Annotated in this window: 17 protein-coding genes and 1 pseudogene; 13 read left to right on the forward strand and 5 right to left on the reverse strand. The window is 59.9% G+C overall.

Translation table 11 applies throughout. The features are described from left to right. The first annotated feature begins 474 nt into the window (after positions 1 to 474). The 8 genes from HGP16_RS26910 to HGP16_RS26945 all read left to right on the forward strand — a co-directional run bounded on the left by HGP16_RS26910 (position 475) and on the right by HGP16_RS26945 (position 9,433). A complete protein-coding gene (locus tag HGP16_RS26910; RefSeq protein ID WP_168843028.1) occupies positions 475 to 633 on the forward strand; it encodes a hypothetical protein in 159 nt (52 codons plus the stop codon). A 70-nt stretch (positions 634 to 703) separates the two neighbouring features. Continuing rightward, entirely contained in the window at positions 704 to 1,360 is a 657-nt protein-coding gene (locus HGP16_RS26915) for a DUF2291 domain-containing protein (protein ID WP_168843029.1), read from the forward strand. Then, complete coding sequence (locus HGP16_RS26920) at positions 1,357 to 2,901, forward strand: sugar ABC transporter ATP-binding protein (RefSeq protein ID WP_168843030.1); 1,545 nt, start codon at positions 1,357 to 1,359, stop codon at positions 2,899 to 2,901. The genes HGP16_RS26915 and HGP16_RS26920 overlap by 4 nt, the downstream gene beginning before the upstream one ends. Before the next feature lie 22 nt (positions 2,902 to 2,923). Continuing rightward, positions 2,924 to 3,976, forward strand: a complete 1,053-nt coding sequence (locus tag HGP16_RS26925; RefSeq protein ID WP_168843031.1) for an ABC transporter permease — start codon at positions 2,924 to 2,926, stop codon at positions 3,974 to 3,976. 100 nt (positions 3,977 to 4,076) lie between these two features. Continuing rightward, positions 4,077 to 5,024: a D-ribose ABC transporter substrate-binding protein gene (locus tag HGP16_RS26930; RefSeq protein ID WP_168843032.1), complete on the forward strand. Its 948-nt coding sequence runs from the start codon at positions 4,077 to 4,079 to the stop codon at positions 5,022 to 5,024. A gap of 181 nt (positions 5,025 to 5,205) precedes the next feature. Then, a complete protein-coding gene (locus HGP16_RS26935; RefSeq protein ID WP_168843033.1) occupies positions 5,206 to 6,048 on the forward strand; it encodes a DeoR/GlpR family DNA-binding transcription regulator in 843 nt (280 codons plus the stop codon). 53 nt (positions 6,049 to 6,101) lie between these two features. Further along, positions 6,102 to 7,631, forward strand: a complete 1,530-nt coding sequence (locus tag HGP16_RS26940; RefSeq protein ID WP_168843034.1) for an FGGY-family carbohydrate kinase — start codon at positions 6,102 to 6,104, stop codon at positions 7,629 to 7,631. Between the two features lie 59 nt (positions 7,632 to 7,690). Next, entirely contained in the window at positions 7,691 to 9,433 is a 1,743-nt protein-coding gene (locus tag HGP16_RS26945) for a glycerol-3-phosphate dehydrogenase/oxidase (RefSeq protein ID WP_168843035.1), read from the forward strand. 11 nt (positions 9,434 to 9,444) lie between these two features. On the opposite strand, the pseudogene HGP16_RS26950 reads toward HGP16_RS26945, so the two are convergent. Continuing rightward, positions 9,445 to 10,053, reverse strand: a pseudogene (locus tag HGP16_RS26950) (class II fructose-bisphosphate aldolase); the annotation flags it as partial. Between the two features lie 278 nt (positions 10,054 to 10,331). On the opposite strand from HGP16_RS26950, the gene HGP16_RS26955 reads away from it, so the two are divergent. Beyond that, the gene (locus HGP16_RS26955; RefSeq protein WP_168843036.1) at positions 10,332 to 11,468 is read left to right on the forward strand and encodes a mannitol dehydrogenase family protein; all 1,137 of its coding nucleotides are present in this window, start codon (positions 10,332 to 10,334) and stop codon (positions 11,466 to 11,468) included. A 144-nt stretch (positions 11,469 to 11,612) separates the two neighbouring features. Then, entirely contained in the window at positions 11,613 to 12,623 is a 1,011-nt protein-coding gene (locus tag HGP16_RS26960; RefSeq protein WP_168843037.1) for a zinc-binding alcohol dehydrogenase family protein, read from the forward strand. An 815-nt stretch (positions 12,624 to 13,438) separates the two neighbouring features. Here the strand turns inward: HGP16_RS26960 and lysA are convergent. From lysA to HGP16_RS26980, 4 genes are all read right to left on the reverse strand, one after another. Continuing rightward, a complete protein-coding gene (gene lysA / locus HGP16_RS26965; protein ID WP_168843038.1) occupies positions 13,439 to 14,683 on the reverse strand; it encodes a diaminopimelate decarboxylase in 1,245 nt (414 codons plus the stop codon). A 106-nt stretch (positions 14,684 to 14,789) separates the two neighbouring features. Continuing rightward, on the reverse strand, positions 14,790 to 15,971 hold the full coding sequence (locus HGP16_RS26970) for a PLP-dependent transferase (RefSeq protein WP_168843039.1): 1,182 nt from the start codon (positions 15,969 to 15,971) through the stop codon (positions 14,790 to 14,792). Positions 15,972 to 15,985: 14 nt separating this feature from the next. Beyond that, on the reverse strand, positions 15,986 to 17,353 hold the full coding sequence (locus HGP16_RS26975) for an MATE family efflux transporter (protein WP_168843040.1): 1,368 nt from the start codon (positions 17,351 to 17,353) through the stop codon (positions 15,986 to 15,988). Further along, positions 17,350 to 18,507: a GNAT family N-acetyltransferase gene (locus tag HGP16_RS26980; RefSeq protein ID WP_168843041.1), complete on the reverse strand. Its 1,158-nt coding sequence runs from the start codon at positions 18,505 to 18,507 to the stop codon at positions 17,350 to 17,352. Before HGP16_RS26980 ends, HGP16_RS26975 begins: the two co-directional genes overlap by 4 nt. A gap of 346 nt (positions 18,508 to 18,853) precedes the next feature. Here HGP16_RS26980 and HGP16_RS26985 point away from each other — a divergent pair, with 346 nt between their 5' ends. The 3 genes from HGP16_RS26985 to HGP16_RS26995 are packed head-to-tail and all read left to right on the forward strand — an operon-like array spanning position 18,854 to position 24,895. Next, the gene (locus HGP16_RS26985) at positions 18,854 to 22,822 is read left to right on the forward strand and encodes an amino acid adenylation domain-containing protein (protein ID WP_246705598.1); all 3,969 of its coding nucleotides are present in this window, start codon (positions 18,854 to 18,856) and stop codon (positions 22,820 to 22,822) included. Positions 22,823 to 22,854: 32 nt separating this feature from the next. Beyond that, on the forward strand, positions 22,855 to 24,174 hold the full coding sequence (locus HGP16_RS26990) for a lysine N(6)-hydroxylase/L-ornithine N(5)-oxygenase family protein (RefSeq protein ID WP_168843043.1): 1,320 nt from the start codon (positions 22,855 to 22,857) through the stop codon (positions 24,172 to 24,174). 1 nt (position 24,175) lies between these two features. Further along, positions 24,176 to 24,895, forward strand: coding sequence for a 4'-phosphopantetheinyl transferase superfamily protein (locus HGP16_RS26995; protein WP_312862952.1), 720 nt, complete (start codon positions 24,176 to 24,178; stop codon positions 24,893 to 24,895). Positions 24,896 to 25,042 lie beyond the last annotated feature (147 nt).

Below are 25,042 nucleotides of genomic sequence, written 5' to 3' on the forward strand. Positions count from 1 at the left end.
GAACAGCTGAACCCGACGCAATAGCGAGCCCTCAATCACTGCGCTAACTTATAACACAAAGATATCACTGTTGCAGTAATATTTTTCTGGTCTTGTAATTTTTTTCATATAAAATGAGTGCTGTCAATTCCCCAGCCGCTCCCGAGAGAAGCTGCGGAAGGAAAGAAGTTCGTTAGCGAGCGATCGACAGGCAAGAGCAATGCTTTGATCGGAACATCGCAAAAATGTTCTTTCTTTCCTGATAAAGATCCGTAACTTACTGCAATTTCTTTAGAGAAATTCTCGCTGAGGAGCACCGGCGGCAAAGCCTCGAATAGCGCATGCAAAGTGAAAGTTGTAGGCCATCGAGGAAGGATAACACTGACGTGCATGAGGGCAGGCGATGGGCAGGGCATCCCAAATCGCGGTTGACAGGTCGAAATATTTATAACATATAAATTGGAGTTATTAACATACTTATATCACGAAACCCGCATGGATGCGGTCATCGTGAAGCCGAAATGGACGACTGAGGAGACAGCCGTCCACATGCTGAGGAGGCTCCTGATGTTGAATTTCCATTCCGGCGACAGCACCGTCGAAAGCCGAGCGGAGCGCCTGCGGGCCTCAAAACAAGGGCTGCACTTCCGCTAGCCTGGATCGCAGCACCTTCTCCTCCCTCTCCATCAGGCAATCCGGCTGATATGCCGAAGGTCGTTTGAACATGAATACCCAGACTCAGTATGCAACTGCCAAGCCGGCGGGATCCAAGCTCAAGATCGTGGCGGGGATTGCCGTCGCGGTGATCGTGATCGGCGCCATCGCGGCCGATACCAAAGTCGTCAGAATCGGCTCGACTCACGATATTCGCGAGCAAGGTTTCCAACCCGAGGCCTACGGCGCGGAAGAATTCCCGAAAGTCCAGGCCGATGTCGAAAAGCGCGCCGTCGATGCCGTGACGCTTGCCAATGCCGTTCTGGCCGACAAGAAGGCCGCCGGCACGAAATACGGTGTCGCCACCACCACCGGACCCGTTCTTCCCGTTTCGCTGACCGGAACCTTCGGCGAGCGTAAGGCCAATCTCAACGAGTTCAAGGTCGACGGCATGCCTGACGGTGTCACCATCCGGGTACAAACTGGTCCCGCAATCAACGGCACCGATCTCCGCGACGCCACAGGCAAGATCGAATTCGGGCAGTTCACCAACCAGATCGAATATCAGGACGCTGGTTCCGCCATCAACAATGAGATGAAGAAGGCGACCCTCGGCAGCCTGGATCCTGAGAAGCTGACCGGCAAGACGGCGACTGTCGTTGGCGTTTTCAAGCTGATCAACCCGAAGAACTGGCTCATCACCCCCGTAAAGGTCGACGTAAAATGAGCCAGGTCCAGCACAACGGCGTGACCACGGGCGAAGTCGTTCTCGCCGCCCGCAACGTCGCCAAATCCTATGGCAGCGTCCATGCGCTGAAGGGCGTGAATTTTGACATTCGCCGCGGTGAAGTCACCACGCTCTTCGGCGAAAATGGCGCCGGCAAGTCGACGCTGATGAAGATCCTATCCGGCGTCATTCAGCCGACCTCAGGGGACATCATCCTCGACGGCAACCCGATCAGCTTTGCCTCCTCGACGCATGCCCGCGCCTGCGGCATTTCCATCATCCACCAGGAATTGAGCCTCGCGCCAAACCTCAGCGTCCGCGACAACATCTTCATGGGTCGCGAGATCATGAAGGGCGGCGTGGTCGATTTTGCCGAGGAAGAGCGCCAGACCCGTGCCCTGATGGAGGAGCTGGAGGAAAATATCGATCCGCTCACTCCCGTCGAGGACCTGCGTCTCGGCCAGCAGCAGATCGTCGAGATCGCGCGTGCGCTATCGGTCAATTCCCGCATCTTGATCATGGACGAACCAACCTCGGCATTGAGCGCCAGCGAAGTCGAAGTCCTCTTCAAGGTCATTCGCGACCTGACGAACCGTGGCGTCTCGATCGTTTATATCTCGCATCACCTGGAAGAGGCGCTGCAGATCACCCATCACGCCGTCGTGCTGCGCGACGGCAACATGACGGCCTACGCCGAGCGCAAGGACATCGATCTCGAATGGATCGTGCGCAACATGGTCGGCGACAATTTCGACCTTGGCAGTCCGCCGACCGGCCATAGAATAGGCGACGTGGCGCTGACGATCGACAATCTCACCGTGCCGGGCCCATCAGGAGCTGCCTACAATGCGGTCGATCGCATGTCGCTTGCAGTTCGCGCCGGCGAGATCGTCTGTATCTACGGCCTGATGGGCGCCGGTCGCACCGAGCTGCTCGAATGCGTGGCCGGACGCCTCAGATCGAGCGGCGGCCGTGTGCTGCTCGGCAATAACGATGTCGGCGGCCTCAGCATCGCCGGACGCATCGCACAAGGCCTGGTGCTGGTGCCGGAAGACCGGCAGCGCGACGGCCTCGTCCAGACGATGAGCGTCGGCTCGAACCTGTCGCTCGCCAGCATCGGCGCCTTCACCAAAGGTCTGTTCACCTCAGGCGGTCGCGAGCGGTCGCTGGTGAACGACGCGATCCGCAAGGTTCACATCAAGACCGATGGTGGTGAGGCCGCAATCGGCTCGCTGTCGGGCGGCAATCAGCAGAAGGTCGTCATCGGCAAGATGCTGGCGACGCAGCCGAGAGTGATCCTGCTCGACGAGCCGAGCCGCGGCATCGATATCGGCGCCAAGGCCGAAGTCTTCAAGCTGCTCGCCGAGCGCGCCAAGGAAGGTCTTGCAGTAATCTATTCGACGTCGGAAGTCGCCGAATGCCTGAGCATCGCCCATCGCATCATCGTCATGCACCGCGGCAAGATCTCTGCCGAATTCGGGCCTGACGTCACCAAAGAGAAGATCATGGCCGCCTCCGGCGAAGCAGTGGTCGCGCACTAGCCGCATTCATGGAGCACTGATTATGTCAGTCACGAACATCACAGAAAAGAAACCAATTTCGAACGGACAGCGGCGGAACTTCAATCTCGTGCGGCTGATCCTGGAAGGGCGCGCCTTCTTCGCGCTGATCGTCATCATCGCGGTCTTCTCCTTCCTGTCGCCCTATTATTTCTCGCTCAGCAATTTCCTGACGATGGCCTCGCATGTGGCGATCTTCGGCATTCTCGCCATCGGCATGTTGCTGGTCATCCTCAATGGCGGGATCGATCTTTCGGTCGGCTCGACGCTCGGCCTTGCCGGCTGTATCGCCGGCTTCCTGATGCAGGGTGTCACGCTGTCGAGCTTCGGCGTCATTCTCTATCCGCCGGTCTGGGCCGTCGTCGTACTAACCTGCGCGCTTGGCGCGGTGGTCGGCGCCGTCAACGGCGTGCTGATCGCTTACCTGCGCGTCCCGGCCTTCGTCGCCTCGCTCGGGGTGCTCTATGTCGCCCGCGGCATCGCATTGCTGATGACCAACGGCCTCACCTACAACAATCTCGGCGGACGTCCCGAACTCGGCAATACCGGCTTCGACTGGCTTGGCTTCAACCGCCTCGCCGGCATCCCGATCGGCGTCATCGTGCTTGCCGTGCTTGCGATCATCTGCGGTCTCGTCCTCAGCCGCACCGCCTTCGGCCGCTGGCTCTATGCCTCTGGCGGCAACGAGCGCGCCGCCGATCTTTCCGGCGTTCCGGTCAAGCGCGTCAAGATCATCGTCTATGTGCTGTCGGGCGTCTGCGCGGCCGTCGCCGGCCTGGTGCTTTCCTCGCAGCTGACATCCGCCGGCCCGACCGCCGGCACCACCTACGAGCTGACGGCGATCGCCGCGGTCGTCATCGGCGGCGCCGCCTTGACGGGCGGTCGCGGCACCGTGCGCGGCACCATGCTCGGCGCCTTCGTCATCGGTTTCCTGTCGGACGGGCTCGTCATCATCGGCGTGTCGGCTTACTGGCAGACGGTCTTTACCGGCGCCGTCATCGTGCTCGCCGTGCTCATGAACAGCATCCAGTACGGACGCCGGACCAAATCCGGCTGACGCCGCACACAAGCTTGTCACCGGCCGGTGAATACATCGATCGGGGAAAGAACCGCCGGCTTGCCGGCACCACTGAGCTCATCAAAAGGGAGAGAGACTAATGTTCAAGAAAGCTTTGCGTACCGTCATGGCAGCGGTTGCCGTGGCGCCGCTTCTGACGGGAGCAGCATGGGCTGCCGGTCAGATGACGATCATCGTCAACGATCCGTCCAACCCCTACTGGCTAACGGAAGGCAACGTCGCCAAGGCGACCGCCGAAAAGCTTGGCTATACGGCGACGGTCGGCGCCCACAAGGGCGATACCAACACCGAAAGCAACCTGATCGATACGGCCATTACCAACAAGTCGGTCGCCATCATTCTCGATCCGGCAAACGCCGATGGCTCCGTCGGCGCGGTGAAGAAGGCCGTTGCCGCCGGCATCCCGGTTTTCCTGGTCAATGCTGAAATCAACCAGGAAGGTCTCGCCAAGGCTCAGCTCGTTTCCAACAACGCCCAGGGCGCTGCCATCGGCGCACAGCAGTGGGTCGAAGCCATTGGCGACAAGGGCAATTATGCCGAACTCTTCGGCTCGCCCTCCGACAACAACGCCGCTACCCGTTCGAACGGCTACGAAACCGTTCTGACCCAGTATCCCGACCTGAAGAAGGTTGCCAAGGAAGTCGCCAACTGGGACCGCACCCAGGGCCACAACAAGATGCAGTCGATCCTGCAGGCTCACCCGGACATTATCGGCGTGATCTCCGGCAATGACGAAATGGCGCTCGGCGCGATTGCCGCTCTTAAAGAAGCCGGCAAGCTCGCCAACGTCAAGGTCGGCGGCTTCGACGGCTCGCCGGACGCTGTTGCCGCCATCAAGGCCGGTGAGCTGCAGTACACCGTTCTGCAGCCGGTCGCCACCTTCTCGGCGGAAGCCGTCAAGCAGGCCGACAGCTTCATCAAGACCGGCAAGACCGGTGCCACGAGCGAAAAGCAGCTCTTCGACTGCATCCTGATCACCAAGGACAATGTCGACAAGTACACGGCACCCTTCGTTCTGTCCGAATAATGCCATTGGGGGCGCCGGACGCCGGCGCTCCCACCCTTAGCCCGCCATCGGCGACATCCGGCCGAACGTGAGGAATGACTTGCAGAACTCCTGTTAGCGAATTGCTTTTTATGCCTTTTCCCATAGCATTGCATTCGCTGCGGCACGGGAACATCCGCAAGGCTCAGCGCTAGAGGCCGACGTGACAGACAAGACAAGCCCTGTATCATTCCTGCAAAACGAACTGCCGAGCGACAGCCGGCATTCCCGTCAGATCGCCCGGCGGCAGATGATCGCCGAAGCTGTGATGACGGAAGGCTCCATGCGCATAGAGGATCTGACCGACCGTTTCGGCATCAGCCTGATGACGGCGCATCGCGATGTCGACGAGTTGGTCAGCCGAGGCTTGTTCCGAAAGACACGCGGCATCGTTTCGGCCGCCGCCACCAGCCTGATCGAATCAAGCGACGTCTACCGCGCCAACCGGCAGGCGAGCGAAAAGAAGATGATCGCGGCGGCCGCAATGCAGTTCATCGAACCCGGCCAGGCGATCTTCCTCGACGATTCCACCACCGTCCTGCAGATGGCATCGCAGCTGTCCGCCAAGGTTCCGCTGACGGCGATCACCAACTCGCTGACACTAATGAATGCGCTGAAGGACATGCATGACGTGACGCTTCTGGCGCTCGGCGGGCAGTATTACAATTGGTGCAACGCCTTCATGGGCCGCATGACGATCAACGAAATCAATCGCCTGCGGGCCGATGTCGCCTTCATCTCGATGTCGGCCATCATCGATGACGTCGTCTTCCATCAATCGCCCGAGATCGTCGACATCAAGCGGGCGATGTTCGACAGCGCCGCCAAGCGCATCTTGATGATGGACCATACCAAGTTCGAACGACGGGCGCTGCATAGTTTCGCGCGTTTGAGCGAATTCGATGTCGTGATCGTCGACGACAAGACGCCTGCCGCTCATCTGGAGCGCATACGCAACAAGAATATCAATGTTGTCGTCGCCAAAGGCGACAAGGAGCGGTCCTGACGGCCAGGCCCAGGCGGTCGGCCCAGGATCTTTCACGATCAGGAGTATCGAGAATGCCGAGTCTGCTCGGAATTGACAGTGGCTTGACCGTCACCAAGGCCGTCATCTTCGACATCGATGGAACGCCGCTTGCCGTCGCGCGGCGCCGCGTGACCCAGTTCATGCTGAAGGCCCGCCATGTCGAGCGCGACATAGACGAACTCTGGACGCAGACGGCCGATGCCATTGCCGAGGCGATCAAGCTCAGCAACCGTCCCGCCAGCGATATTCAGGCGATTGCCGCCACCGCCCATGGCGACGGCATCTATCTGCTCGACAGGGCAAAGAAACCGCTCGGACGCGCCATTCTCTCGCTCGACAGCCGCGCCGGCCCGGTCGTGGAACGATGGCTGAAAAGCCCGATTGCCGACGAGGCCCTGACGCTGACCGGCCAGCTGCCGCACGTCTCGGCGCCGTCGGCGCTGCTTGCCTGGATCAAGGCCAATGAGCCAGAGCGCTTTGCTGAAATCGGCCGTATCCTCTCCTGCAAGGACTGGCTGCGCTTCTGCCTGACTGGCGTTGAAGGCACCGACCGGACCGAGGCCAGCACGTCCTTTACCGATGTTTCGACACAAGACTATTCATCGGATGCGCTGAAGCTCTTCGGCCTTAGCGAGATGACTGGTGCCCTGCCGCATGCCTCGCGATCGGATGAAATCGTCGGACACGTGACCCAAGCCGTCGCAAAGCGGACGGGCCTTGCCGAGGGCACGCCCGTCGTTGCCGGCCTGCATGATGTGACCGCCTCGGCGCTTGGGGCCGGCGGCTATGCCGACGGCATCGTTGCCGTCATCGCCGGCACCTACTCGATTAACGAAACGCTCTCTTCGGAACCGCGCGTCGATCGCCGCTGGTTCTGCCGCAATGCCATCGCGCCGGGCCAATGGAACAACATGTCGATCTCCCCGGCATCGTCAGCGAATTATGAATGGTTCCTGGACAAGCTCTGCGGCAGTGAAATTGCAAGCGCCGAAGCGGCGGGCAAGTCCATACATGCCGTCCTCGGTCCCGAAATCGAAGCCGCGTTCAATCGGCCGTCGAGCGCGCTGTTCCACCCCTATCTGTTCGGCTCGCCCTATGGCGCCGATGCCAGCGCCAGCTTTTTCGGGCTTGGTGGCTGGCACGATCGCGGCGACATGCTGCGGGCGGTCCTCGAAGGCATCGCCTTCAACCATAAGATTCACGTCGATGCCTTAAGTGACGGTTTTTCCTTTGATCAGGCGAGATTGGCGGGCGGCGTGTCGCGCAACCCGATCGTCGTTCAGATGTTTGCCGATGTGCTCGGCATGCCGGTCACCGTCACCGAAACCGATGAAGCCGCCGCCTGGGGTGCCGCACTTTGCGCCGGCGCCGGTATTGGCGTCTACCCTAGCCCGCAGAGCGATCCGCGCGATGTCGGCAAGATCGCCCTGACCTATCACCCGGAGCCCGCCCGTAGCGCCGACTATCGCATCCGCTACGACCTCTTCTGCGATATTGCCGGAGCAATGACGCCGCTCTGGCCACGGATCGGCAATCTCGCAACCCAACACTCCCAAGACTAGACCGAAAATGCGCCGCGCGGACAGGCTCTATCGCGGCAGCTCAGCAGGACGAAGATGTTATGACCGCTATCGCCGCCGATCTGAAACAACGCTTCTCGCAACTCCAGGACGGAGATGTCGATGTCGTCATTCTCGGCGCTGGGGTGAACGGCGCCGGTCTGTTTCGCGATCTCTCGGTGCAGGGCGTCAACTGCCTGATCGTCGACAAATCTGACTTCGGCTCGGGAACGAGCGCCGCACCGTCGCGGCTGATCCATGGCGGTCTGAAATACCTCGAAACAGGCGAGTTCGGTCTGGTGGCCCAGTCGGCGCTCGAGCGGAACCTGCTGCTGAAGAACGCGCCGCATTGCGTCGAGGCGCTGCCGACATTCGTGCCGATCTTTTCCTGGACTCGGGGCATTTGGGCCGCTCTTCGTACGCTGACGGGCTCGACGACCGCTCCGCGCAGCCGTGGCGCGGTGCTCATCAAGATCGGGCTTGCGCTCTATGACTTCTTCGGCTCGCGCAACCGCGTCATGCCGCGCCACAGGTTCCTTCTGAAGGGCCGCGCGCTCAGGGAAATGCCGCATGTCACACCCGAGATCGTCGCAGGCGGCATCTATTACGACGCCAAGATCAGCCGGCCGGAACGGCTTGTTTATGAGTTGATCCATGACGGGCTGGAAGCGAACGAGAGTTCGCTGGCGGCGAATGCGACAAGACTTGTTTCCGCAGCCGATGGCCTGCTGACCTTCCAGCGCTCGGACGGCCATGCCTTTTCGGTCAAGCCGAAACTCGTCGTCAATGCCGCAGGCCCGTGGATCGATCACGTCAACGCCGCCCTCGGCGCGCCGGCCCATCTGATCGGCGGCACCAAGGGATCGCATATCCTGCTCGATCACCCGGAGCTGGTGCGCAGCCTGAACGGCCATATGATCTATTTCGAAGCCGATGACGGCCGTATCTGTCTTGTCTACGGCTATCTGGGCCAGGCGCTTGTGGGCTCGACCGACATCCCCTGCGACGATCCCGACAATGTCCGCTGCGAAGAACCCGAGATCGACTATTTCCTTGATAGCGTACGCTCGCTTCTGCCGACCCTCCGCTTCGACCGCGACCAGGTGACCTACAGCTATAGCGGCATTCGCCCCCTGCCCGCCTCGGACGCCTCGTCGCCGGGCCTGATCAGCCGCGATCATTCCGCACCGGTCTTCGAACCGCAGGCCGGGCGCCCGTTTCCGATCATCTCGCTGGTCGGCGGCAAATGGACCACGTTCCGGGGTTTTGCCGAGGAAGTGGCCGATACCGTGCTGACACGCCTTCAGCGCGGCCGCAAGACGTCGACCGAGCGGCTCGCCATCGGCGGCGGCCGGGATTTTCCGCTCACGTCCAATGAGCGCGCCAGCTGGATTCGATCGATCGCAGCAAAAGCCGGGGTAGAGGTAAGTAGAGCAGAGGAGCTGCTTGACCGATACGGCACGACCGCAGCGGCAATCCTTGCCCATTCTTCGGCCTATAGCGATAGTCAGCGCATCAGCGACGCGCAGCGTTATAGCGCGCTGGAGATCGATTGGATCGCGCGGCAGGAGCTCGTCGTGCGTCTGTCTGACATCGTCTTCCGCCGTACGACCATGGCGATCGAAGGCCTGCTGACGATCCAGGGGTTGCGCGAAATCGGCGCGATCGCGGCGGCAGCCTTGCACTGGGATGCGCAGCGGCTGGCGGCCGAAATCGACGATGTCGTCGCGTCGCTGTCGAAATTCCACGGTCGGACGCTGAGCGAAGAAAGCCTGCGCCGGGCGGCCAGCCCCACGGCACGCTGATCACTTAGGCTTCAAGAGAAAACCGGATCGAGTAAGCCGGACTTGTAGCGCCTGGCCATTTCGGTGACGGTCAACGGCTGGATGCGCGAGGCGTGTCCGGCCGTTCCGAACTGCTCGAACCGCTCCTTGCAGAGCTTTGTCAGGGCAGCCATGGCCGGCTTCATATATTTGCGCGGATCGAACTCGCTCGGATCTTCCTGCAGCACCCGGCGGATCTGGCCCGTCATCGCCATGCGGCCGTCGGTGTCGATGTTGATCTTGCGCACGCCGTTCTTGATGCCGCGCTGGATCTCTTCGACCGGCACGCCCCAGGTCGGCTTCATCTGCCCGCCATATTTGTTGATGATCTCCTGCAATTCCTCGGGAACCGAGGAGGAACCATGCATGACAAGATGCGTGTTGGGCAGCTTGCCATGGATACCCTCGATCTCATTCATCGCCAGCGCATCGACCCTGGTCTCGCGCGCGAACTGAACGGCCTCTTCCAGATTGGTGAGCAGCTGGTCATGCGACAGCTTGCCTTCCGCGCCATGACCGTCTTCAGCCTCGCCCATGCTGGTTTCGAGCGAGCCCAGCACGCCAAGCTCACCCTCGACGAAGATGCCGCCGAGATATGCCATATCGGTCATCGTCTTCGGTAACGCGGCCGTTCATGCCAAGGGGCGTGTGCCCACGCGTCTATGAATATTTGATCGTGAAATATGACAACGAACGCCGCGTTCGATTGAAGGCATGCTGCTCCATCGCCTGTTTATCCACATAAAAAACATTTGACGGCTGCTTGCTTAACTGTTTTCTATAGATAAAAAACAAATATGCCGGGAGGATTGCTAGATGTCTGCACGTCCCCCCGTCAAGCGGCAATATCGATCAACATTGAAGGCAAGAGAGGCCTGTCTTGAGCGCGCGGATCATTCAATTTGGCACCAGCCGGTTTCTGCAAGCCCATGCGGCGTTCTTCGTGCATGAGGCAAGACAATCAGGCCAGGATGTCGGGCCGATCACCGTCGTTCAGGTTTCCGGCGCCAGCAGCCGCAGCGGACGTGTCGGCGCCTTTGGCAAGACGGGCGGATATCCGGTCGTCATCCGCGGCATGGTGTCCGGACAACCTGTCGATCGCACCGTCCAAGTGACCAGCGTCGATCGCGGCCTCTCGGCCGTCGAGCATTGGGACGAACTATCGAGGCTCTTTGTCAAGGAAGCCGAATTCGTCATCTCCAATACCGGCGACACCGGATATGAGACATCGCGGGACGAAGACAGTTTTGGTGCGGATGGCCAGGTTCCACGCTCCTTTCCCGCCAAGCTTGCAGCACTGCTCGTCAAACGCTGGCAGGCATCCGGCCGGCCGTTGGTCGTGCTGCCCTGCGAACTCGTGACAGGCAATGGCCGCATTCTGAAACAGGCGGTCATCAACTGCGCTGAGCTCAACGCTGTGCCAACACAATTCGTCACCTGGCTCGACGACCACGTCGCGTTTGCCGAGACCCTGGTCGACCGGATCGTTTCGCAGCCAATCGAACCAATCGGCGCGGTTGCCGAACCCTATGCGCTGTGGGCGATCAAGCGGGCTCCGGGCGTCCGCCTGCCATGCAGCCACCCGAGCATCGTGCTAACCGACGATCTCGACCGCTACGAGCGTCTGAAACTGCATATCCTCAATCTCGGCCACACTGTCCTTGCCGAAATCTGGCAACGTGAAAACCGACCGGAGAACGAGACGGTGCGTGCCATACTGGCCGACAAGGAAATACGCGCAAGGCTGGATGCGCTCTATCAGACCGAAGTGTTACCCGGCTTTGCCGCAAACGGCATGGGCGATGAGGCGAAGGCCTATGTGGCGACGACGCTCGATCGCTTCCTTAATCCCTTTCTCGAGCATCGCATTGCCGACATCGCTCAGCATCACCGCGAGAAGGTCGCTCGCCGTATTCAGGCCTTCCTGGATTGGGCGGATAAGGCAGCCAGTCCCTTAGATGCGCCGGTCCTTAGAGAAATCGCAGCCCGCCATGCCTTGATCGAAACGACTCCGTGATGTCCATGCGGGGCTTCGAAGCGCAGTTGGCGCGGGACTATGATGAATGAACCGAGGCCCCGGCTCGCCGTTTGGCGACGTCGGCAAATGCCCCCTCTTAAACACCAACGGCCGGCGTCGCCGGCCTTTCGAGAGTGCATCACGATGAAAACATTGATCTGCAACGAACCCGGCCGGCTCTCCCTGATCGAGCGCGATGTCCCGACGCCTGCCGAAGGCGAGGTGCTGGTGCGCATCAGACGCGTCGGCATCTGCGGCACGGATTTCCACATCTATCAAGGCAAGCATCCTTTTCTCGAATATCCGCGCGTCATGGGTCATGAGCTGTCCGGTACGGTGGAGGATGCAAATGGTTCGAGCCGCCTTAAGAATGAGGAAAATGTCTATATCGTTCCCTATCTTGCCTGCGGCAAATGCATCGCTTGTCGGCGCGGCGTGACCAATGCCTGCCAAAACATCGCGGTGCTTGGCGTACATCGTGATGGTGGCATGAGCGAATTCATCTGTGTGCCAGAGCCGAATGTCATCTCCGCCGGCAAGGCCTCGCTCGACGAAGCTGCGATGATCGAGTTTCTGGCGATCGGCGCCCATGGCGTCAAGCGTGGCGGCATTACCGACGCCGACCGCGTTCTCGTCGTCGGCTCGGGTCCGATCGGCATGTCGGCCATCATATTCGCCAAGGCGCGCGGCGCCGACGTCACCGTCATGGATGTCCGTGAGGACCGATTGAATTTCACCATCACCTCGCTTGGCGCCGATCGGACGCTCATCGCCAATAACGAGGCGGAAGCTCAAGCAAAACGCCTCACCGACGGCGATTTCTTCGACGTCGTCATTGACGCAACCGGCAACACCAAGGCCATGCAACGCGGCTTCGGCTTCGTCGCCCACGGCGGCCGTTACGTCCTCGTCAGCGTCGTGCGCGACGACATCACCTTCTCCGACCCGGAATTTCACAAGCGCGAAACCACCCTCTTCGCCAGCCGCAATGCGCAGCCGGACGATTTTGCCGAGGTGGTGAAGCAAATGGAAAATGGCCGGGTGCCGACGAAAGCGTTGAACACGCACCGGGGGTCGCTTGCTGATGGGTCCTCGCTGTTCAAGGATTGGCTGCGACCCGAGGCTGGGGTGATCAAGGCTATACTGGATATCTAAATGCCCGGGACCGGTTCAGTTCGTCTTCGCGCCTTCCAGGACAGTGAAATCGCAACCGACTGTGTCTCGGCAATAAATATTGGAAAACGGCCGGCCGAGTCGAAATGCAATCTTGCAATTGTCGAAAAACACATCGCCTCCAGTCCTATTGCCAGGTCGACCGAGGCGTTGTCATACCGCTTAACAAACCTCAATTAGCCAGGCGCAGTCGGACGACTACTCGGGGTTAGAGTAAAAAAGCCACCATAATCAGACACATGCCGGCAAGTGCTACAACAATGACCGCCAGAGCGCTTTTCCATTCCGGTTCGATATGAGGCAAATCTTCGTTCATCGCGTCCACCATTCCTGAATGCCCCAAGGGCAGATATTACAGGTAAGTAACGTCTCAATGAAAAAATATTTCCACTGACGTTTCGGCGCGGCCGCGGTGCCCCGCTATATAATGGATACACGATCAGTGCGCTGTGAGCGCTTTCGCAAAGGCACTATACATTTTGCGTCGTTGTCGTTTAAAATGCGTCGAAATCGTACCGATCGTACGTTTGCCAGGCTTCAAATGATTTCAGATATTGCAGAGCAACCATGACTTCCCGCGAAAAATGCTCGCCCGTCGCATCATGCTAACGCTTCTGCCTATCTTTGGTGTTTTGAGCGCTATGGCGCTTTTTACGCTGTCGATGATGGTAGGAGAAATTGCACCTTGGACCGTGAGGCGCATTTCCATTAACTCTCACCTATAAGCAGCTGTTTTATTGCAATAAAATCGAGAACTGTCGTCTTTAAGACGCCGTAGCGGTCCCTAACCACCCCGCCTAAACCTTCTCCAGCAGCAACAGCTCATCCAAGGTCTGCCGCCTGCGGATCAATCGGTGGGTAGTGCCGTCAAGAAGCACCTCCGGTGCATAGAGGCGGCTATTGTAGTTCGACGACATTGTCGCTCCATAGGCGCCGGCGCCATGGAATACGAGATAGTCGCCGACATGGGCTTCCGGGAGATCGCGGGTCTCGACAGTGCCGGTGTCCGTCTGCGTGAAGACATCGCCGGATTCGCAAAGGGGACCTGCGACGACGGTCGGAAAGATTGTGCCTGCGGCATTGCGGGGTGCCTTGCCAGGGATCACCGATATCTGATGATAACTGCCATACATGGCCGGACGGGCAAGGTCGCTGAAACCCGCATCGACAAGCACGAAGCGATTGCGGCCCATCATCTTCACTGCTCTCACCTCGGCAAGCAATACGCCGGAATCGGCGGTTAAGAACCGTCCCGGCTCGATTTCCAGCCGGATCGGATGGCCGAAATGCGTTTCGATCTCGCGCCGCGCCGCGTCCCAGAGCGAGAAATAATGAGCGGGATCGATCTCCTCCTCGCCCTCTCTGTAAGGCACGGAAAGACCACCACCGGATGAGATCGCCTCGATAGCGACATCAAGCTCGCGGCAAAAACCGACCATAGCGCCGCAGACGCGCTGTAAGTGCCCATAATCGACGCCGGAGCCGATATGCATATGCAGGCCGACCAGCGTCAGGGAATATTGGCGCGTCAGCGCCACGGCCTCCTGCAATTGCTCGAACCAGATGCCGTGCTTGCTGCTTTCGCCACCGGTATTGGTTTTCTTGCTATGGCCATGTCCAAAACCCGGATTGATGCGCAGCCAGACTCTATGGCCAGGCGAGCGTTCGCCAAGCTGATGCAGCATGTCGATGGAGCCGATATTCACCTCGACCTTGTCGGCAACAACGCGGTCAAGGGTCGGCCGGTCGAAGACATCGGCGGTGAAGACCAGCTCCGCCGCACCCGACACGCCGCCAGCGACGAAGCCGGCCCGCATCGCCCGCTCGATCTCGCCGAGCGAGACGGCATCGACCCGCACGCCCGCCTTGCGCATTTTCCGCAGGATATGAATGTTCGAACAGGCCTTTTGCGCGTAGCGAACGACGTCGAAGGCGGAGAGTTGCGCGATACGGCGACGGATCGCGGCAGCATCGTAGATCCAGAGCGGCGTTCCATATTCACCGGCAAGCGAGCTCAGTGTTTCATTGGAAGGAATGGTCATCTTGTCTCAATCGGTCAGGGCGGGAATAGATCAACAATGAATAATAGTATGGGCGGAGCGACAGTGCCACTCCGCCCGCCTTACGATATGAAAGCACAGAGGCCGACTAACGTTTCGCGGCCACGAGCGCCTGCTCGAGATCGGCAATGACGTCCTTTGCCGCGTGTAGACCGACATTGAGGCGGATCGTGCGGTCGCTGACCCCGAAGCGCGCGAAGACATTGGTCTCTGGCGAGATGCTGAGCGCCGCCTTGGCCGGCACCACGAGGCTTTCCGGCCCACCCCAGCTGACGCCAATGCGGATGAGGCGCAGCGCGTCGACGAAATCGGCGACGTCGATACGATCGGAAACTTCGAAGGAAAACAGCGCGCCGAAGCCGCTGAAAGTGCGCTTTCCGGGATGATCGCCCAGTGCCGGATGCATGACATTGGTCACATCCCCATGCGCCTGCAGCCAGGATGCCACTTCTAGGCCGGCTTCATGATGATGGCGCATACGGAACGGCAGGGTCTCAAGATTACGCAGGATAAGCCACGCTTCGAAAGGGGCGAGCTTCGCACCCGTATAGGGATAGGTTTCGCTGTTGATGCGATCGATATGCACCTTTGAGCCGGCAACGAGGCCGGCCACGGTATCGCTCTGCCCGCCGAGATATTTCGAGGCGGCGTGAATGACGATATCGACCCCGACGGAGAGCGGCTTTTGGTAGAGCGGCGTTGCCCAGGAATTGTCGACCATCGTCACGACCCCATGACGGCGCGCCGCCTCGGCGATGGCTGGCAGATCCTGCAACTCGAAAACCATCGATGTCGGGTTTTCGAGATAGGCAAGCTTGGCGCCGGGAAGTGCCTCGATCATCGCCTCTGTATCCGTGCCGTCGATATAGTCGACGACGACACCGAAGCGCTTCAGAACCTTTTCGAAGAAGCGGAAAGCGTCGCTATAGACATGCCGCACGGTGACGATGCGGTCGCCCGGGCCGACGAAAGCGAGGATCGCCGCTGCGATAGCGCCCATGCCGCTCGAAAAGGCGCGCGCTTCTTCGGCGCCCTCCATCTGGGCGATCTTGCGCTCCAGAAGCCGCACCGTCGGATTGTCGCCACGTGAATAGATCGGCTTCTTCGAGCGGCCGGCAAAAACATCCTCCAGTTCCTTGTAGCTATCGAACAGAAAGAGAGATGTCTGGTAGATCGGCGGCACCGCCGCATCAAAAGGATCGTCGCGAGGCGGCATCAACGCATCCGGAATGGCGTGTCTGTAAGCATCGAATCTCGGGGTCTCGTTCATGACGTTCCTCATGGTCAGGGGTGAAGTGTCGATTGGCCGGCCAGGCTTGGTGCATCCGCCGGCAAAATGGCGAGCCATTCCCGCCGAGCGACGAAAAGGCCAAGAATTGCGGCGAGGATGGCAGCGACCGCGGGTGCTGCCGAAATGCCGCCAAAGCCCATCCACAGTGGCAGCAGAAGAAGAAGCGGGATCAGCAGATAGCCTTGCGGCGCGAGCCCGACCAGGGCGGATAGGCCAGCCCTGCCCCGTGATTGCAGCATCACCAGCAGTACGAATTGAAAAGCTGCCAGCGGGAAGACCGGAAAAAGCGCGCGCAGCCAGGGCACCGCTTCGCCGACAACTTGCGGACTATCGGTGAACAGGCGCGCGATCGGTACCGCCGCCAGGAACAGCAGGACGGAATAAAGCAAAGCCGCCGGTACGGTCACCGCGAGCATGAAGCGGATGACGGCCTTCAACCGCTGAGCATCGCCCGCACCGAAGGCATGGCTGACGACGCTCTGTGCGCCAAGGCAAAACCCGAACAAGGGAAGCTGCCCCAAAGTCATCAGACGGATGGCGATCGCTGTCGCGGCCACACCCGTATCGCCGCCATGAACCGCGGCCTCCCGCATCAGGATGAGAAATCCGAAGCCGCTCACGATGCTGGTCGCGGCGGCGGGAATGCCGACCCTCGCGATTGGCCGCAACAACCGCCAACGTATCAGGCCGCCGGTGATGCTGACCATTCCCCACTTGCGAATAAAGTAGACAAAATAGCAGACCAGTGCCGCGATGGAGGAAATGATGGTCGACAGCGCCGCGCCTGATGCGCCGAGCTTGAAGAGGAAAATGAAAACGGGATCGAGGACGGCGTTCAGGGCGAAGGTGGCGATCAGCACGATCATCGAGAAGCGTGAATTCCCCTCGGCAATCGCGATGAAGTCGCAGACTGCCTGCAGAAGTCCAAGCGTTACGCCGAAAGCGAACAGCCGCCCGTAGTCCAGTCCCGGGGTAAGAAGATTGTCGCTTGCGCCGAGTGCTCCGACGAAATCAGGCAGTCCGAGATAGATCAGTACGGAGAGGAGGATGCCGAGCGGGATCGTTGCCGCCAGCGCCGTCGCGGCAACGGAGGACGCGGCTTTCAGATCACCCTCGCCGAGATGGCGTGCCAAAAACGTGGCAAGGCCGATGCCGAGCCCCTGACCTGCCGCCGCGACCAACAGAAAAAGCGGCATGACCAGGCTGATGCCGGCCAGCACATTCGGCCCCAGAGCGCCGAGAAAGATCGCATTGACCGCATGATGCCCGGCGCTGGCGGCCAATCCCGCCACCGCCGGCAGCGCGACCGTCAGAACGAGCCGCATGATGCGCGGATCGTTCATGTCGACGGCTGCCTTCATCGCGCTGCATCTCGCGGCAGTGAACCCAGAACGGGCAGGCCGTCCTCACCGAACAGCCCGGTGAGATCCGGCGACAGCAGTCGGTCCATGAAGAAGCGCTCGCGCAACAGCATGACCAAAAGCGCCTTTTTGTGCGGAAACTGGATGTGCTTGACCTTGGCGAAACCCGAGCGGTCGAGATTGCGGATCTGCTGGGCATGATGATGGATCGGCTCGCCGACGATGCGTCTGGTGCGCGGATCGGCCAGGAACATGTAGTGCATCAGTGACGGCAGCCACGCGCTGACGAAGGCTTTTCCGCGGAAATCGTCTTCGCCAATCGCCACGTGCCAGCCGCGGTCGTAACCTTCGGCTTCGTAGTGCGGGCCGATCCGATCTTCCTTGGCCCAATAGAGTTCGAAATAGCCGAAGGGCACGCCACCGAACGTTCCGATCAGCGGCAACGTCCGCGGATCAGCCAGGCGGACTGCAATGAAATCACGGTGATAGGAAAGATCGCCGCTGTCCTCCCATATGGCGGCCACCCTGGGATTGTTCATCCAGCGATGGAAATGCGCAAGATCAGCCTCGATATCGGCGACGTGGAAGCCAAGCTGCGTGTTCAGCCAGGGAATGAAGCGGTTGTATATGGCGCCAATAGGCTTCGGCGACCTTTGCGGATGAAGAACATTGTTCGTGAGGACCGGCACTTCCGGAAAGGCAGGGGGCAGGCTTCCAACCCAGGATTTTGCCTGCTGAAAGAAGGATTCGGGGCGCACGATCAAGCGATCACCCCGGCGCTCGATCGCGCCCGTTTCCACCAGACGCTTCGCAAGGCCATCGTCTGCAAACTCGATCTCGAGGCAATCCACGTGCGGATTGCACGCCAGAACGGCTTCCGAGACGGCATTGACGATATCCTCACCGGAAGCAGGCGAAGCGGCTGAAGATATGGTGTCAAAGACCAGCTGCTTGGCGGCGCGGCCTGAGAGAAAGCCCGAGGCAACCTCAATGCCATTTTGCTGGACGCGGAAACTGCCCGATGCCTGCCCCGCCGACACGATGAGCGGCTGAACACAGGCGAGTGCGTGGCTTGCAAAACCTGATGCCGGCAGGCGCAAATCAAACGATCGCTCCGTCGTCCTTTCACCCCTCAACGCCGCGGAAGCATCCATCTTTTTCTCCATATTTCGAAACCGCGCGCCCTCCAGAATACAAGGCGCTAATTCTGCAGTGACGAACGGCGTCAGGAAAAATTCAAAATATTTTCCAAAAATAATTTTTGAGATTCCGCTGAATTTCGCGCGGAGCCATTCGTCATGCAGCTACATCCAGGTAATTTCCAAAACATCGGAATTTGTCGGCATAGGAAAGTCAGCATAATCGGCTAGTTCAACTCAATGTCTATTTATAGGCATTGTGAAGCATATCCTATTGTATTCTGATAAACCGAACATGCATTCAGAAATATTGATGGAGATCGGCGAAGAAATGACTATCCATGATCGGAACGCCAAGGCTATGAATGACTCCGATTACGTCGCCAAATGCTCGCTGTCACCGGCACAATCGCGCATCTGGCTCCTGTCCGAGACGGGTAACGAAGCCGTCTATGGCCGACAAATACTCGCCGTCACCTTCCCTCCTGTCTCACCTGCTATGGCGCACCAGGCCCTTGTGATGCTTTCGCGCCAGCATCCCCTCATCACATCGGAATTCGAGGCCTGGCCGGGTGGCACCGTTCAACAGATCCTGAGAAATGATCGCACGGTCGATATCATCGAGACGGAACTGGCTGGTGGTGGCGATCTGAGCACGGCACTGACCGCAGCCGCCGCCACCGAACAGGCCCGCTCGATCGACCTGACGAACGGCAATCCGGCGCGCTTCATTCTCGCTACGCAGAACGGTCAGGCCGTCGGCGCCGTGTTTTCCCTGCATGCCATCCTTGCCGATGCGGTGACGCTGGATTTGCTGGCAACGGATTTTCTTCGCAATATCGACAGCAGCGGGTCGGCCGGCATTGCCGAAACCACGTTAGCCGACGCAGCGTCCTGGATGACCGGCAACGGCGCACCGCGCAATCCGGCACCGGAGCTGGTCGATTTCTGGTTCCAGCGGCTGACAGCGCAAGAGAATGTCGCATCGCTGCCGCCACAGACGTCGGCGGGAAAAGACATCGTCGACGAGGCCTGGTTCGAGCATGTGCTTGAAGTGCCTGTTACGGGGCGGTCTTTCCAGACGTCGGCGACTGCAGAAACGTCCCGCGACCTTCTCGCAGCACTCGGGATCGTCCTTCGCCGGCATTCCGGCCACAGTACGCAAAGGATCGGCCTGGTCACTCGGCCGGAAAGTCAGACGGTCGCCGCACGCAGCGAGGATGTGCTGATCCTGACGACGGAACTCAGCGGCGCCATGACGCTGGCCGACGTCCGCACGGCATTCGCAGAGGAAATCGAGACGGCCGCCCGGCAGGCCCTGCCCTTTGAGGTGCTTGCCGATGCGCTGCTGCGCCGGGATGAGCTGTTCGACACGACCGGCCTCGTCAAGACGCTTCTCGATGTGCGACATGCTCTACGTTTCACGGAAGAGATACCCGATGGCGCAGCAAGCCGAAGCGTCGTCGAGCCCCAGGCACGCCGTGATGCCGAACTGGTCATCACCGTTTCTCCAGTTTCCGGTGACAGGCTTCGTATCGGCTTCGGTTTCGATCCGCTAAAACATGACGGGAAGCAGATCCTTCGCTTTGCCGATGATCTCGCCATCGCGCTCGCGCGGCAGAACACCAATCCCGGCGAGCAGATCAAGCAAGTTCCGTTCGTTTCGCCTGAAGAGCTGGACAAGCTTTCCGCGCCCTATCCCGACACGCCGGAACCGGACGATGGCACGCCAATCCATGAGGTCATCTCCGCGCAGGCGAGACGACGGCCGAATGCCTTCGCTGTGGCCCAGGGCGAGAAATCGGTAACGCATGGCGAGCTCGAAGCGGCCGCCAATCGGCTGGCGCATCGTCTGATCGCGCTGGGTCTCGGACCAGAAAAGCGCGTCGCCATCGCACTCGAAAAATCGATCGACGCCATCATCGCCATTCTAGCCGTTCTGAAATCGGGCGGCGCATTCACACCGGTCGAGCCCGATCACCCTGAAGCGCGCAATCGCCATATTCTGGCGGCGCCAGGCCTCTCGCTGGTCATTTCCCGCGCACGGAACATCGCAAACCTTCCAAGCGATATTGCAACGCCCTTCCTCAATCTCGACACCGTCGACCTTTCGTCGGAAAGCAGCGAAGCGCCTGCGACCGTGATCGCGCCGCAGCAGCTTGCCTACGTCATCTATACCTCCGGCTCGACAGGCGTGCCGAAAGGCGTCGCCGTCGAGCACGACCCGCTGGCGCATCATTGCAAGGCGACCCTGCGCATCTACGAGATGAGCGAGGAGTCCTGCGAGTATCCTGTTCTTCCCTTCACATCCGACGGCGGCCATGAGCGCTGGATGGTACCGCTGATGGCCGGCGGCGGAGTGGTGCTGACCCAGGACAAGCTTGCCACGCCCGACGATGCCTTCGCGATGATGAAGTGCCACGGCGTCAACAATGCCAGCCTTCCCACGAGCTATGTACGCGGCCTTGCCGAATATGCCGGCGAGAACAGCGAGATACCGCGGCTGCGGCTCTATTCCTTCGGCGGCGAAGCCCTGTCGCAGGCGGTGTTCGATATGATCACGGAAAACCTGAAGGCGCGGCTGCTGATCAACGGCTATGGTCCGACCGAAACGATCATGACCCCGATGATCTGGAAAATCCCCGCGGGAACCCGCTTCGAGGGAACAGTCGCGCCGATCGGCCGCGGCGTGGGCGATCGGCGCATCTATGTGCTCGATGCCGATCTTGCGCCCGTTCCGGTCGGTGTGATCGGCGAGATTTACATCGGCGGCAGCGGCCTTGCGCGCGGCTATCTCGGCCAGCCGGAGCTGACGGCGGATCGCTTCATCCCGGATCCGTTCTCACCCAACGGACGGCTCTACAAATCCGGCGATCTCGGCCGCTGGCGGGAGGACGGCATTGTCGAATTCGCCGGCCGCGTCGACCACCAGATCAAATTGCGCGGCTTCCGCATCGAACCGGGTGAAATCGAAGCCGTACTGCGCTCCGATCAGCGCGTGGCCGAAGCGGTCGTGCTGCTGCACAATGAAGGCGGGCGCAGCGCGCTTGTCGCCTATGTGGTACCGCGCGAAGGCGAAAGCCTTGGTATTACCGAGCTGCGCCGCGCCGCCATGACGGACCTGCCCGACTATATGGTGCCGCAGACGATCATGCTGATCGACAAGCTGCCGATGGGACCGAACAGCAAGCTGGACCGCGCCGCCTTGCCGGCGCCGCGTATCGAACGCGAGATGGCAGCACCTGCCAATGACAAGGAAAAGGCGATCCTCGACGCCTGGAAGGAAATCCTCGACATCGGCGACATCGGAGTCACGGAGAATTTCTTCGATATCGGCGGCCAATCGCTGGCGGCCGTGCGCATCGTCTCGCGCCTGAAGATGCGTCATCCCGAATGGCCGCTGACAATCGCCGACATGTTCAATCACCCGACCGTGCGCGATCTGGCGCTTGCGATCGACGGCAACCGCGATGAGGCCGGTGTCGACGTGGTCTATCTTCGACGAAACGGCGATCGGCCCGTGCTCTATTGCTTCCCCGGTCTCCTCGTCAGCACGCGCGAATATATGCGCCTGGTCGACTATCTCGGCCCGGAACAACCGGCAACGGGTTTCATCTGCTATTCACTGACCGAAACCAAGACGCTCAGCAGCCGCGTCGAAGATATCACGGCGCGCTACGCCGAGGCCGTGCGCAGAAAAGCCAAGGGTCGGCCTTGCGCCTTCCTCGGCTGGTCGTGGGGCGGGCTGCTTGCCTATGAGGCCGCGAAGCAGCTCGGCAGCGACATCGACCTGCGCATGATCGGCATGGTCGATGTCTGCGACATGGACGAGGAATTCACCGTCGGCATCATGCCACGCTTTGAAGATGGGGTCCGCGACCTCACCCATGCCGCCGTTCAACGCTGGTTGGAAACCACACCGATGCGCGAGGACTGGAAGAGACTTTTCGCCGCCATGAACGAGGAAGTCTACGAGCAGTTCCTCCACCATGTCGTCAAGCACAACGTCAAGCTGCCAACAGACGGTCCGGACATCGGCTCCGAGGAGCACACGTTCTGGATCCTCATCGACAATGCGATGATCTTCCGAAACTACCGCCTTGAGCAGTCCGATTTCCGCATCCACGCTTTTGCGGCCGAGGATTCCCTCACACGTGCCCTCAACGTTATCGACTGGCGGCGCTATTCGCAAAACGCCACCGCCTCGGAGATCGTCACCGGCACCAATCATCTGACGATCATCGGCAAGACGCCCTTCCATCAGCGTTTCGCGCGACGGCTCGATCACGCTTTTGCACCGGGCTCTCTGTCCGCCGGCATCATCAAGTAACCCCCTCCTTCGATATCATCTGGAGCTGCATCATGACATCGCACGTGCTCGACCTCGCCGGGGCCGGAATTGGTCCGTTCAACCTTAGCCTTGCCGCCCAGCTCGACTCCGTCCCGGAACTATCGGTTCACTTCTTCGAACGGCGCCCATCCTTCGCCTGGCATCCGGGGATGATGCTGCCTGGTGCCGAGATGCAAACCTCCATCCTCAAGGATCTGGTGACCGCGACCAACCCGACGAGCCCCTGGAGCTTTCTTTCCTATCTTGTTGCTCACAAACGTTTTTATCAGTTTCTTAATGCGGAATATGAAGCCGTTCCGCGCAAGGAATTCGCCGATTATCTCGGATGGGTCGCACGCGGGCTGACCTCGCTTCGCTTCGGCGCAAGCGTGCACGAGGTTCACGCCAATGACGGCTTCTTCTCCATCGCCACCGACGATGGCTTAGCCAACGCCCGCAATCTTTCCGTCGGTGTCGGCAAGATCCCGGCTCGCCCGGCCTGGGCCGAGCAGCTGCCGAAATCGATGACTTTCCATAGCAGCGAGGCAACACAGCGTCTCGGCGATGTGAAGGCTCCGCGCGTCGCCGTTATCGGCGGCGGCCAGAGCGGCGCCGAGATCGTCGATGCTCTCCTGGATCTGAACGCCGTCTCGACCCTTCACTGGATCAGCCGCCGGCCGAATTTCGAGCCGCTCGATGCCACGCCCTTTACCAACGAACTGTTCACGCCGGGCTATATGGAACGCTTCCATGGGCTGCCGGAGGAACTTCGCCTCACCCATATGCGCCGGCAGGTGCTGGCGAGCGACGGTGTTTCCGCCTCCACCTTGAAAAAGCTCTATCGCCGGCTTTATGAGCGCAAGCTCGAAACTGCGGGCACCCCGGATCACGGCATATCGCTACGCCCTTTCCGCAACGTCATCGCGGCCGAGCAGGATGGTCCCGAAATCCGGCTGACCATGCGCAACGGCTTCGATGACAGTATCGAAACGCTGGCGGTCGACATGATCGTCCTTGCAACCGGCTATCGCTTTGTGCTTCCGGAATTCCTGCATTCGCTCGAAAACCGCATCGAACTGAGCTCCATCGGCGAGCCGGTGCTGGAAAGCGACTTCTCGCTGGCATGGGACGGCCCGCGTGAAAACCGCATCTTCGTTCTCAATGCCGGCCGCCATAGCCACGGCATTGCGGAACCGCAACTCAGCCTGGCCGCGTGGCGCAGCGCCGTCATCGCCAACGCCCTGCTCGGACGTGAGCATTTCAATATCGGCCAGCTTGACCCCATCGTTCAATGGGAAACCCACGGACATTTGTCGGACATCTCTTCGCATATGGGACAGGCGGCCGAATAAAGTGGCCATTCTCCGAGAGGGAGATGGCGTCGCGCAGGTCGAGCTCCATAGCCTGCATCTGCGCGACGGACTTGATATCCCGGACGGAATGTTGAGCGAACAGGAAAGACACCGCGCGGCGGCATTTCGATCGGCCGAAGCGCGGCGTCTTTTTGTTGCCGGACGGTTCCTTTGTCGGCGCGTCCTCGGCAATCTGCTCGGCTGCGCGCCGCAGGCGCTATCCATTGCGATTGCGCTGTCGGGCAGACCCTACCTGTCCGACCATCCCGATATCGACTTCAATATTTCCCATGTGCGCGATCGAGTGGCGCTTGCGATCTGTCGCGGCGGTCTTATCGGCATCGATATCGAACGTCTCGATGCATTTTCGGAGACGGAGGCCCGCGAGATCATGCCGATGATCCTTTCCGAACATGAGCTCGATCAAATGCATCAATTGGATGCACTTGATCGCCACGATGCCTTTGTCGCCTGCTGGGTTCAAAAAGAGGCTGTGCTGAAATGCCTTGGCCAGGGCTTTCTTGCCGACCCGCAAAGCGTGATACTCGTGCCCGGCGACACAACCTACAGCATCAATTGCCAAGCGTCTGACGAACCGATTTTCATCCGATCCGGCCGGATGGGTGATGGAGAAACCACGGATTTTCAATGGGCTATCGCGACATCAAGGGCCGCGACAGAGCCGCAATGGCGGCATCACATAGGCGGGATTTCCTTATAGATCGCATGTAAAAGTTAAAATAAAATCAGGCGGATAAGCCATGATTTAGGAGATGCTACACTTTTCCGCCTCACTATCTTGACTCTCATTATCATGTTTTATAGGTTCCCTCTCAAAAAGAGGGGTACGACGAAATGCAACTTTGGA

This window comes from Rhizobium sp. P40RR-XXII (genome assembly GCF_012641405.1).
Classification (GTDB): domain Bacteria; phylum Pseudomonadota; class Alphaproteobacteria; order Rhizobiales; family Rhizobiaceae; genus Rhizobium.